Origin of the sequence: Massilia sp. R2A-15 (assembly GCF_030704305.1) — a bacterium.
In the GTDB taxonomy this organism is placed as follows: Bacteria; Pseudomonadota; Gammaproteobacteria; order Burkholderiales; family Burkholderiaceae_D; genus JAFCUW01.
In genome coordinates this window covers 1,833,737-1,844,550 of the sequence record NZ_CP131935.1, presented here as the reverse complement: position 1 = coordinate 1,844,550, position 10,814 = coordinate 1,833,737, and the positions used below count along the sequence as shown (strand labels likewise).

At 56.5% G+C, this 10,814-nt stretch carries 14 protein-coding genes; 8 read left to right on the top strand and 6 right to left on the bottom strand.

What is annotated here, in order from left to right:
- Nucleotides 1-163: 163 nt before the first annotated feature.
- Nucleotides 164-574, bottom strand: coding sequence for a hypothetical protein (locus tag Q4S45_RS08410; RefSeq protein WP_305510907.1), 411 nt, complete (start codon nucleotides 572-574; stop codon nucleotides 164-166).
- A gap of 200 nt (nucleotides 575-774) precedes the next feature.
- Here Q4S45_RS08410 and Q4S45_RS08405 point away from each other — a divergent pair, with 200 nt between their 5' ends.
- Nucleotides 775-1,620: an undecaprenyl-diphosphate phosphatase gene (locus tag Q4S45_RS08405; protein ID WP_305510905.1), complete on the top strand. Its 846-nt coding sequence runs from the start codon at nucleotides 775-777 to the stop codon at nucleotides 1,618-1,620.
- A gap of 144 nt (nucleotides 1,621-1,764) precedes the next feature.
- On the opposite strand, the gene Q4S45_RS08400 is transcribed toward Q4S45_RS08405, so the two are convergent.
- Nucleotides 1,765-2,367, bottom strand: a complete 603-nt coding sequence (locus Q4S45_RS08400) for a hypothetical protein (protein WP_305510904.1) — start codon at nucleotides 2,365-2,367, stop codon at nucleotides 1,765-1,767.
- 568 nt (nucleotides 2,368-2,935) lie between these two features.
- On the opposite strand from Q4S45_RS08400, the gene Q4S45_RS08395 reads away from it, so the two are divergent.
- Nucleotides 2,936-3,736, top strand: coding sequence for a hypothetical protein (locus Q4S45_RS08395; RefSeq protein ID WP_305510903.1), 801 nt, complete (start codon nucleotides 2,936-2,938; stop codon nucleotides 3,734-3,736).
- A 395-nt stretch (nucleotides 3,737-4,131) separates the two neighbouring features.
- Here Q4S45_RS08395 and Q4S45_RS08390 read toward each other — a convergent pair whose 3' ends face one another.
- The gene (locus Q4S45_RS08390) at nucleotides 4,132-4,449 is read right to left on the bottom strand and encodes a hypothetical protein (protein WP_305510902.1); all 318 of its coding nucleotides are present in this window, start codon (nucleotides 4,447-4,449) and stop codon (nucleotides 4,132-4,134) included.
- 117 nt (nucleotides 4,450-4,566) lie between these two features.
- Here Q4S45_RS08390 and Q4S45_RS08385 point away from each other — a divergent pair, with 117 nt between their 5' ends.
- Both Q4S45_RS08385 and Q4S45_RS08380 read left to right on the top strand, forming a co-directional pair.
- Nucleotides 4,567-5,313 (top strand): hypothetical protein, encoded by a 747-nt coding sequence (locus Q4S45_RS08385; protein ID WP_305510900.1) that lies wholly within the window; start codon nucleotides 4,567-4,569, stop codon nucleotides 5,311-5,313.
- 619 nt (nucleotides 5,314-5,932) lie between these two features.
- On the top strand, nucleotides 5,933-6,124 hold the full coding sequence (locus Q4S45_RS08380; RefSeq protein WP_305510898.1) for a hypothetical protein: 192 nt from the start codon (nucleotides 5,933-5,935) through the stop codon (nucleotides 6,122-6,124).
- Nucleotides 6,125-6,233: 109 nt separating this feature from the next.
- On the opposite strand, the gene Q4S45_RS08375 is transcribed toward Q4S45_RS08380, so the two are convergent.
- Nucleotides 6,234-7,118 carry a hypothetical protein gene (locus Q4S45_RS08375; RefSeq protein WP_305510896.1) on the bottom strand — a complete coding sequence of 295 codons (885 nt, stop codon included), beginning with the start codon at nucleotides 7,116-7,118 and terminating at the stop codon, nucleotides 6,234-6,236.
- A gap of 123 nt (nucleotides 7,119-7,241) precedes the next feature.
- Here Q4S45_RS08375 and Q4S45_RS08370 point away from each other — a divergent pair, with 123 nt between their 5' ends.
- The 3 genes from Q4S45_RS08370 (at nucleotide 7,242) to Q4S45_RS08360 (ending at nucleotide 8,859) form a co-directional block, all read left to right on the top strand.
- Complete coding sequence (locus Q4S45_RS08370; RefSeq protein ID WP_305510894.1) at nucleotides 7,242-7,736, top strand: hypothetical protein; 495 nt, start codon at nucleotides 7,242-7,244, stop codon at nucleotides 7,734-7,736.
- Between the two features lie 29 nt (nucleotides 7,737-7,765).
- Entirely contained in the window at nucleotides 7,766-7,972 is a 207-nt protein-coding gene (locus Q4S45_RS08365) for a hypothetical protein (RefSeq protein ID WP_305510892.1), read from the top strand.
- Between the two features lie 158 nt (nucleotides 7,973-8,130).
- Nucleotides 8,131-8,859 (top strand): hypothetical protein, encoded by a 729-nt coding sequence (locus tag Q4S45_RS08360; protein ID WP_305510891.1) that lies wholly within the window; start codon nucleotides 8,131-8,133, stop codon nucleotides 8,857-8,859.
- 118 nt (nucleotides 8,860-8,977) lie between these two features.
- Here Q4S45_RS08360 and Q4S45_RS08355 read toward each other — a convergent pair whose 3' ends face one another.
- Nucleotides 8,978-9,340: a DUF4406 domain-containing protein gene (locus Q4S45_RS08355; protein ID WP_305510889.1), complete on the bottom strand. Its 363-nt coding sequence runs from the start codon at nucleotides 9,338-9,340 to the stop codon at nucleotides 8,978-8,980.
- Between the two features lie 2 nt (nucleotides 9,341-9,342).
- Nucleotides 9,343-9,933, bottom strand: coding sequence for a GDP-mannose pyrophosphatase (locus Q4S45_RS08350; protein ID WP_305510887.1), 591 nt, complete (start codon nucleotides 9,931-9,933; stop codon nucleotides 9,343-9,345).
- 71 nt (nucleotides 9,934-10,004) lie between these two features.
- Between Q4S45_RS08350 and Q4S45_RS08345 the strand changes: the two genes are divergently transcribed.
- Nucleotides 10,005-10,760 (top strand): DeoR/GlpR family DNA-binding transcription regulator, encoded by a 756-nt coding sequence (locus tag Q4S45_RS08345; RefSeq protein WP_305510885.1) that lies wholly within the window; start codon nucleotides 10,005-10,007, stop codon nucleotides 10,758-10,760.
- Nucleotides 10,761-10,814 lie beyond the last annotated feature (54 nt).

The window sequence follows — 10,814 nt, the reverse complement described above, 5'->3', positions numbered from 1 at the left end:
CGATAATCCATGAGGTAGCTCCCTTGAGCGTTGTTTTGGAGGCCGCGTGGATCAACGCGGCCATTTTTCTTGCGCACCCTGAATAACCGACGCGTTCGCCACAGACACCATGAATCTGCAACGGCCCACTTCGACCACCGCCACATACGGCGTTGCGGAATCCCTATGCTTTCGGCTGCGTCGCGGGCTTCTTGCGCGCGGCATTCTTCTTGAACTTCGGCGTGGCTAACAATGGAAGAATTGCCGCCTCAAATCCCTTTTCAGACAGCCTATTTAGCAGCTGCAGTCCCGCAAAGATGACATCACCTTTCTTGGCGGCGTGTCCCAGGCGCACGCTGCGCGACTTTAACTCATCGAGCAAGGCCGATTGCGATGCGGTCATTCGATGCGAAACTTTCAGACGATTCTCTTGCTTAGGCGCCCGCTTGGACCGGGCGACGACAGGCGCATCGACGTCCGCTGCGGCGGCAACGGCGTACGGCGGAGGCGCGGCAATGCTCTTCACCACAGGGGCGGCGTTCGCCGATACGCGACGTCGCGGCGGCGTTGGCACCTTGGTTTTGGTTGGCGGCATGGCTGGACTCCTTTGATGTCATGATCGATCATATGCCTGAGCAGCGCGCGGCGCAACGGGCGCGCCGTTGGACCAGCCGATGCAGTCGTTTCGATTACGCGACAACGGCCCCATCGCACCCTTTGCGTATGGCCAGCCCAGCGTCGGAATGATCTCGGCGCTTCCCGAAATGGGTCACATTAATTTTTCGAAAGGCTTGAATGAACACCTTGCAAATCCTGATCCTTGCCGCAGTCCAGGGCATTGCTGAACTGCTGCCGGTCTCCAGTTCCGCGCATGTCATTGTCGCGGAAAAGCTGATGGGACTCGATCCCACCGCGCCGCAGATGACGCTGCTGCTGGTGATGCTGCACACCGGGACAATGTTCGCCGTGATCGTCAATTTCTGGAAGTCCTGGCGCGAGACTTACTTCAGTTCGGCACAACAATTCACCAGCAATGGCGCCCGCCTCATGGTGGCGACAGCGGCGACGGGCGTAGTCGGCCTGGCGCTGATGCAGGGGATCAAACATTTCGTCGCAGCGAACGCATCCAAATTTGAGATCGAACAATTGTTCGGCAATGCACACCTCATGGCCGCAGCGCTGGCGGCGGCGGGGATCCTGATTATCATCTCGGCGCGAATAGCCGCGTCCGGCTTGAACAACGTATCGATGCGCAGCGCCCTGTGGATAGGCGCGGTGCAGGGGCTTTGCCTTCCGTTTCGTGGATTTTCGCGCTCCGGCGCGACGATTTCGACCGGGCTTGCGCTGGGAGTCGAGCGACGCCGTGCAGAACAGTTCAGCTTCGCCTTGGCAGTGATCCTGACACCGGTGGTGATCGCCAAAGAAGGCTACCGGCTGTACACGGTGGAGCACGCGGCCGGCGCTGCGGGCGCGCACGACCTCCTCCATTCCCTCGCGCCAGGCTTGCTCGGCATGGTGCTGAGCTTCCTGACCGGTCTGTTTGCACTGCGCTGGCTGTCACGCTGGCTCGAGCAAGGCCGGTGGTACCTGTTTGGCCTGTACTGCCTGATCGCCGCACTGATCGTTGTATGGGTCGGCTGAGCAGACCGGCGCGCGTCTTGGACTTCAACCCGTCCATCCTGGTGAAAACGATGTGCACCTTATGTTCCACGAACGCCGAACTTCAATATCCCCGCGCCCTATCGTTTGCGCCCCTGTCGCTGACTTCGTTGCAGGATTCGGGGGCTACCGTTCCACCGCATCGGTGCGCGAGTCGGGCCGAAACGCCGCTGCGCGGCGACATGTATTGAGAAGAGTGGCAAGGGTGGCCGAGCCGACCCTTTTCAATCCCAGAAGCGCTGCAGGATCCTGGGCGAGAATCTTCGCCGGCGTATCCATCCCGAGCATCATCATGGCACGCACGGTATGGGCAGACAGGCCCGGCACGCTGTGCAGGAATGAAGGGAAGAACAGCTCGACCATTTCTGGAAGCGCGAGCGCCGGATGGTCACGCAGGCCGGGCCAGCGCGGCGCCGTCATCTCGCGCGACAGCATTCCGATACGCTCGTCGATACTTATGTCCGACTCGACAATCTCTCGAATCGCGATCAGGCACGCGAGCAGTTCACCGCCCTGCCAAGGCACCATGCCAATCAACGACGGCACCAGCTGAGTCCCGTCGCCCGCAACACGCCAGTATCCCGTAATCCGTCCCTCTTCCATGTCGTGCGAACGAACGCCCGGAGCGTTTACCGCGCCATGCAAGCGCAGGGCACGCAGTGGCGTGGTCAGCCGAAGATGCGAGCAAAACCACAACGGCGCGGCGAAAGCCGCGGGAGAGCGCTCCAAACCGACGTGTCGCGCGCGCCGTTTCTCCGCCAGCCGTTCCGAGCATTGTGACCACCAATTCATCGTGCCCCCCACTCATGACTGTCAACGAACATGATAACGACGCAATCGCCGCGTCCGATTGGTGGCGGGCATGCATTACCGAATTGTAATTGCCGGCCTGCCCGCTGGAAACGTTGTTGTCGAGATCGCGTACCCGCCGAGCTGCCATTTTGAATTCGGCCATAAGGGCCGCGCGCGGTGTCGACTGCTGTCTTGCAGCCGATCCGGTCGTTGAATCTTCTCCCCGGGATGTGAGTGACGCGCAACCGCGGGCTATCCTTGGGATGCCTGCCGCTGCGACGGTCCAGCTTGCGTCAACTTCGCATCTTTGGTGAACCAGCGAACACAGCGTTGACCACAAACTCTCTATCATGTGGGTTTGCGGGAAGGCATCTTCCACCACGTGCTGTTGGCGCATCGAATCCATGCGCCCACCGGACCTGAGCGCTCCCTTCATTTCCTGATGCGCAGTATCGCGGCGAGTACGGTTTGCGCGCGCCCGCGCTCCTCTTTCGCAGGAATAAGAATGAACACACTAAAAGACGCTCCACCCGCTCACCTCCAGGACCACTTTGGCAAGGTGCCTGCCGTCACCCTCGGATTTTGGCTGATCAAGATTGCCGCCACGACGCTGGGAGAGACTGCCGGCGACGCAGTGACCATGTCAATGAATCTTGGCTACCTGGTGGGAACCGCAATCTTTGCTGCCATTCTGATCGTCGCGCTGATCGTCCAGATCCGCGCGAAGCAGTTCCACCCCTTGTTATTCTGGAGCGTCATCGTTGCCACCACGACCGTGGGCACGACCCTGGCCGACTTTTGCGATCGTTCCCTGGGAATCGGGTACATGGGAGGATCAACGCTCCTGTTCGCCCTGTTGATGGCATCATTGTTCACGTGGCATCGTTCTCTCGGTTCAGTATCGATTAACCGTCTCGACACGCGCAAAGCCGAATGCTATTACTGGGTGACGATCCTGTTCTCGCAAACCCTGGGCACAGCGCTGGGAGACTGGGTCGCCGATCCGAAAACCGGCTGGGGCTTCGGGTATGAAGGCGGAGCCCTGCTGTTTGCGGGCGGACTGTTGCTCGTGATTGCCGCGTACCGCTGGACCAGGATCTCGCACACCAGCTTGTTCTGGGCGGCATTTATTCTCACCCGCCCCCTCGGCGCGACGGTGGGAGATCTGCTCGACAAGCCGCTGGCAAATGGCGGCCTGGCGCTCAGCAGATATACCGCTTCCGCCGCACTGGCCACCTGCATGGTCGCGCTGATTTTCTTGCTTCCCCAGCGTGCCGAAAAGCTGGCGTCGGTGCGCCCCGACTAGATACGTCTATCAAAACCCTACTTGCCAGTAGAGCAATACGGGCCATACACTGAGCCTTGCGAACGGCCGGTTGAGTTAGCAGCCAGGAGCGGATGGTCGCCAAATGCTCAATCCGGAGTTGCCCGACGGCTTCTTAATGTCACCATCCATTGTGTTTCACGCAACCACTACGCAAATTGGCAGGTGGCCCGTTACAGGTCATAACAATTATGCCGGTATCTATGTCCCGAGAAGAGCTAGTTGCTTGGGCTGAAAGGTCAGTCGCGTTCTTTGGTCTCGATCTCACGAGAATAAGTACTGTTCTACTTGCACAGGCATATGCGTTCGAGATCAATAGCATGTTCAGCACTTTTGACCTCACCCAACCAATCAAGGTGCTCGAAGGTGTCAACGCCTCAAGCGGCACGCCTACGGAAGATCAGTTTCGCCATGCGCCGCTTGCGGGCCTTTACAAGAAGCACTTTACTAGTCCACGGTTTCTCACAAAGAACCTGCTTAACTTTCTTGGCAGCAACGAGGGCGGTGGCCATTTCAACGATGCCTGAGATGAAGCAGCCAAAGTAAGCGGTTCTGAGTGCATCGACGAAATCTTTACCAAACACCTCACTCATCACATTGTCTTCGATCCAATCGAGATGAAGACATCCGCAGCATGCGCTCCAGCCAGACCGGCGGGCGACCGCGCCACCCGAAGGTATGCGTGCCTTTTTCAACACCCGCTGCTAAGCTAAGAAAGCAGGCTCCTCTGGCGAGCAATTACGAGCTAGACTGTGCTTCTTTTAAGTCGCGATCTAATCAAATGACAGCGGTTCGACATGAAAAGGAATGGTATGGAATCGACCGGACAGGCATTCGCGGCCCACCATCGCTGGGATCGAAATTTCTTTCTCTTCATGATAGGCTTGATCTGGCTGGGCGTCATTATGGGCTTCGGCCCCGGAGTGCTGAAACACTTCACCGGCGAGAGGCAGGACAATCCCCTGATCGTTCACCTGCATGCCGCCGTCTTTGTCGCTTGGCTGGCCCTATTGACCACGCAGGCCCTGCTGATACGCACAAACCGCCGCGCCACGCATAAAAAGTTGGGAGGCGGGCTGGCGCTCTTGGCTGTCGTCATGATCGCCATCGGGCCGTTGGCCGAGGTCGCGATCCAGGTCGACCGGTTTGGCACACCCAGATCCAGACCTGCTTTTTTGGCTGTCTCCATTTTTCTAATGGTCGCCTTTGCCGGCCTGGTTGGCGTGGCCCTCAAACGGCGCGCCGATGCTGCGCTGCATAAGCGCTTGATATTGATGGCGACAATAATGATCGCCAGTGCAGGCTATGCGCGCTGGACCGGCAAATGGATCACTGAAATGATCGGCCGCGATCATTTTTGGGGCAATTTCACCTTCCTCTACCTGGGCGTAAATGTACTGTTTGCCATCATGGTCGGTTACGACCTGGTCACGCGGCGACGCCTCCATCCCGCAATGGTCGCGGGGCTGGTTTGGCTGCTGACCATCCAGTTGATCTCGGTGTGGTTGTATTTTTCGCCGTGGTGGCTGCGCTTCTGCACAACCTTGATCGGCCACTAGCCGCGCCACTTATCTAGACTGGTCATGATCATCAAAATTTGGTGACTGTTGAATGACAATTGGCACCCAAAAACGCGGCTCTGTTGAGAGGGTCTTCTTCACAGAAATCAGCAATTGTTCAGCGCTTCCCAGAGGTCGATCTAGGCGAGACAAGCGTGCTGGGCTGCGTGTTCACGTCAATCCAGCGGGGGCGATACAACTTGCGACGCTGAATGGATCAGCTGCAAAGTGGAGCAAGAAAGTTCATTGCTACTGGAGGCGCGCGTCGCCTGGAAGAGATGATTACGACGTTTCTCCCATGGAATACCGCCTGATAGCTGACCAAATCCGCATGCGAATGTGAAGTCTTCTCTCCATTGAGAGGTATGTGGTTCGCTATATACAATCGTCCGCTTTGGGTCGTAAGCGGACCTAGCGCTAAGTTTTTCTTCGACCCTAACCAGGCATTTTCAAAATACGACGTTTCCACGTCAGCCTCGTTCCCACTTAGCGAGCTTCCCGTTTTTCCTGTTCACCGGGTCGGCGGTTGCCGTACACTGATCGACCAAAATTGGGAGACAGCTGCCGTTCGGCACGGAGGAGTGTACGGGGTTGTTGCTATCCCGGCAAGCATGAAGTTATGGCTGATCTTTTGCAGCAAAAGATCAGCCAGGTTTTACCGACGTCGCCAGGTAGCGATAGTGCCGGCAGCGACGATGAAAAAAAGCACCCCGGCGCCGATCGGGTGTTGGTCGAGCACGATGACAAGCTGGGCGATGGCGTGCAGTGTGTCGGCGGAAAAAAAATTTTGCATGTCGAACTCCTGGATTGATTGGATAGAGACTGTGTCGTCACGATCAGCTCCATCTGTCCATTTTCAAGCGCCCTGACTCTTTCCGAAAGACCTGTGCAAGCACGGTACTTACTGTGCATGCAGAATGCTATTTGACAGCCGAGTTCCACTCACGTACCCATTTGCAAATTACCGGCTCACTGGTCAGTTCATCAGGCCATTTGTCCTGCATCGCTCGCGCGAACTCGGTCGTGTAGATGTAGCTATTCGGCTGCTCTCTCCACCGCTGCCAGTGCTCTTTAACTTGAGCTTTGATTACCTGTTTGGGGTCCTTTAAATAGCGTTTTGCCGCAGCTTTTGACATTCGGTCGCTGTGGACTTTAAGGTCAAACTGATAGCCCATATGTTGCCGGTTTAGTGAACGTGCCGTGAGAGCAAAATACCATGCAGCCCCATAGCTCTCTATTACGTTGTCACCGTCCGGCGCACTGCGCAAGAGCAACGCATGGTCAAGAATTGCTAACCCGAAGGCAGCACATAGATTGCCTGGTGTTGCAAGCGGATCTTCGCCCCCAGTGAAAGGGAAAATCTCTGTTGACACGTAGTCAGTGCCCCACTCGTCCCCGTCCTCACCCCATCCCTCAAACATCAATCGCAATGAATTTCGTGACGACCACCCTTCCCTCATGGGCTCACCACGCAAAATCTCTTGAACACTTAATGCACGATTGCGCAGCTCCTTTGCTACTGTTCGATTAAAAATACTAACTGTCCAGTCAACAAGCTCACAAATCTCGCTCGTTGGCCGATCGAACATTGAAATGCGGATGTCCTCCGCATCCTCTTGAGGTGGGTAAAAGTCCATTCCCCGTGCTTGCTCTCGTAGTTCGACAAGTAGATCTAAAACATAGTCAGGGCACCAGTCATGGACATCTTCTTTGGGACCAGGTGTCAAATATCGGGTAAAAATTTCTGATTGAAATAAGAATTTGTCTTTGGCGTTTCGTCTGCCTCGGACAGTGGGATTTTGCATTGACGCCTCCTTGGTGCGTTGCCACGGCGATCAGAAGCGCCACATAAAGTGGACTTCCAATGATCATTAAAGCAACACGTTATCATATTGGCATTAGTGTGCTAGGGGCGGCTCCCGCGAAAGTTGGCCCGTTTTTCGAAAAATAGGCAAAAATTTTCTCGATCCATAGGCGACAGGACGCGCGTTTTTGAAACCGGCTACAAGAATATTTTTTTCCTACTCAATTGCGGAGCCGCCTTGGGCGGCACGCCGTCGTGCGGACTCGGTTCGCCGCCTGACGCTCCCGGGTTTGCCGAAGCCCACGCGCAGGCGTCCGCCGAAGACAAAAGGTACGGCCACCTGCCGGAGTGCGATGCCAACCTAGACCGCTACCATATCGCATTCCTGCCGGCGGCCGATCAAGGCCAATCTGGCGTTCCCACCGGGGACTTAGCTCGCACACAGTTCGCGCATTTCGAGAGTCTCGGCGCCATGGTCGATCCCGACAAGTCCACCCGCTCGCGCCTGTACCGTGGCTTCCGCATGCCGGATGGCCGTACCGTGACCCTTTTCGAGCGGACGACCGTTGTGAGATTGAGCGTTCGCAAACAGGAGCTGGAAAGCGTTGCGAGCTCGTGATATGTTGTCGATTTTGAAAAAGGCAAGCTATGAGTGATCAGATTCGTGCCATGTGGCCACGCTTTGACGAATTGGCCGCAAAAGCTGAATCGTCAGAAGTGAGACTTATAATCGAAGCGATAAAGTTGCAATCCGGGTTGATGAATATGCGGCTTGGCGCAATCGAAAGCCTGAACGCCGTGCAGATGCGACAGGCCGGTGCGGCTGCGATGAACCCGCTTGGGCCCAGGCGCTGACCATCACGCCTGCGGCTTGATGCCCGAACGGCGGCAACCGGCCAAAAGCAGAACACATTTGATTGATAAGCAGTCGCGTTTTTTACTCGGCGGTGAGTTTTCGTGAGCTTTCGCGCAAAATTGGCGTCGTACAATTCCAGAGTGTCCATGACTCGAAAATGACGATGCGCAACGCGATCCTTTCCTGCCTGTTGCTCCTTTCAGGCATCTCCGGTCTCCACGCTGAGACTAGCTCCGCCCCTACCCATATATATGTCGCCGACGGCGAATTAATCTATGTGGGCGAAATTGACGAACTAGCGAACCAGCTCCTTTTCACGCTGTACGACAGCTTGACGGACAAACCGACAGTACTTTCCATCCAGAGCCAAGGAGGCAACGTGATTCCGGGAATGGCTCTTGGCCGCTGGGTACGAGCGCGCAAGCTTGACGTGAAGGTCATGGAATATTGCCTTTCCTCATGCGCCAACTACGTGTTCCCAGCCGGAGGACGCAAGGTTGTCAGCAACTTTGCAGTCATTGGGTTTCACGGCGGGGCAAACAGTTTGTACCTGCGCGTCGCCGAGGCCACCAACAAGATGCTGTCCGCAGGGCCGTCGGAGGAGATCAAGAAAATGGCGTCCGGGATGTTAAAAGATATGCAGGCCACTGCACAGCAGGAGCTGACCTATTTGAAGGCTCTCGGCGTGCGGGAGGACCTCGTCTCGTTGGGTCAGGAGGAGCGCTACCAGCCGATCTACAAAAATAATCCGAATACCGTCGGCTGGACTTATTCCGTTGACGACTTTGCTCGCATGGGCGTGCGTGACATCGTCGTGGTCAATCCTCCCTGGTCACCAAAGCTGTTGTCGGCGCAACAGCAATTTTGGATCCTTCCGCTGCAGTAAGGGCTTGCGCCTACCACAACAGCCGACAACCCACCGACGAGCATCGCCGGTCGATAGCGATGGTGTCGGGTTAGACTGCTTTCGGCCAAGAGCAGACATCGGAACTCTCACACTGGGCTCAACCCGCTGGAATCTCTGCCAATTCGTAATAGACCGGTAAGCCCAGCTCGTGAGCTAGCCTGACATCACCATCGGCGCCGCCTGAAGCGCCCGAAATACGCAGCACACCATCGCAGTGACTCAGCATCCGGGCCGCCACTGGATATAGGAACTGTTGGCTGATGCAGTCGCCTACTTCAGTCGAACCTGCTTGAGTCGCGAGCGGAAGCGCGGCCCATTCGCCAATCATGGGCATGTGACCGAGTCGGTACACCGCCAACGCGGCCGCCTCCAAGCGTTCGAGGTTTTTTGCGATGAGCACGGTGTCGCCATTTGTACCCGAGCGGTAAGGTCCTGCAATGAGGATCATTTTGGATGCCATGGTCAAACTCCTGTGAACAGATGTAGGGCCGCGTACTGCAGCAGCATGATAGTTTTGCCGTCCTGTATCTCACCGGACGCGATCGCCTCCAGCGCTTGGGGGAACGGAAGCTCCAGCACTTCGATGTCTTCGCCCTCCGCCTCGACTCCACCGCCTGAGTCGACCTTTGACATTGCGTCATACTCGGCCACAAAGAAATGCAGTTTTTCAGTGACTGACCCAGGACTCATGTAGGCATCGAATATCGGCCGCACTGCGTGTGTGCGGTAGCCCGTTTCTTCTTCGGCTTCCTGGCAAATACGTTCCTTCGGAGAGCTTGCGTCCAGCAAGCCAGCCGCAGCTTCGATCAACATGCCCTCATGTCCATTGACGAAGGCAGGTAACCGGAATTGCCGCGTCAGCACTACGGTCCCTTGCGCCAGGTTGTACAGCAATACCACTGCGCCGTTGCCACGGTCATAGGTTTCGCGACTTTGACGCTGCCAGACGTTATCGCGTCGAAGGTAGTCGAAAGTTGTCTTCTTAAGCACGTACCAGTCGTCGGACAGGATCTGCACATCGACGATACGGACACGCTCAGCAGTTGGGATCATCTCTACTCCTCGAGTTAGCTGCTTCATGCTAACATGCAAATTCGTTCAACTTCAAATGGTTTCGTGACTTCATGCTTACCTCTCAGCGCAAACGCGAAATTCTGGACACCTTGACCCGCGACGGCCAAGTAATCGCAAAAACTCTAAGCGAACGATATGCGGTATCGGAAGATACGATTCGGCGCGACCTCCGAGAGCTGGCTGCCGAAGGCCTGCTGCAACGGGTGCATGGCGGAGCGTTACCAGCCTCCCCGGCAGCGGCAGACCTGTCGGTGAGGGAGAATCTGTCTAGTCCATCCAAGGAGCGTATCGCCCGCACGGCCGCCCAGTTGGTTGCCCCCGGACAGACAATCATCCTCGACGGCGGCACTACCTCAATCCAATTGGTACGTTGTCTACCGAAGACTCTGGCGGCAACGGTAGTGACACACAGCCCAAACGTGGCAGTCGAGCTTGCTGGCCACCGCGACATTGAAGTGATCCTGATCGGTGGGCGACTGTTCCGTCATTCCATGGTGACCGTTGGCGCGGCGGCTATCGAGGCACTCGGGCACGTTCGTGCAGATATGTTTTTCATGGGCGTTACCGGCGTGCATCTTCGCGGTGGCCTGAGTACGGGCGATCTGGAAGAGGCATACGTCAAACGCGCGTTGTCCGTCCAAGCGGCAGAGACCATCGTGTTAGCCACCATCGAAAAGATCAACGCGGCGTCCCGTTGCAAGATTGGTGATATTGGATTGGCGAACAGCATGGTGCTTGAGCGAGACACGCCAGCCGACTTTGTTGCCGAGCTAGAGCGGCTCGGTATTACAGTGGTGTTGGCTTAATGTTCACAGAGTATTTTGAAACAGAGAGGCTAGATCGACGCGAACGTCTGGAAT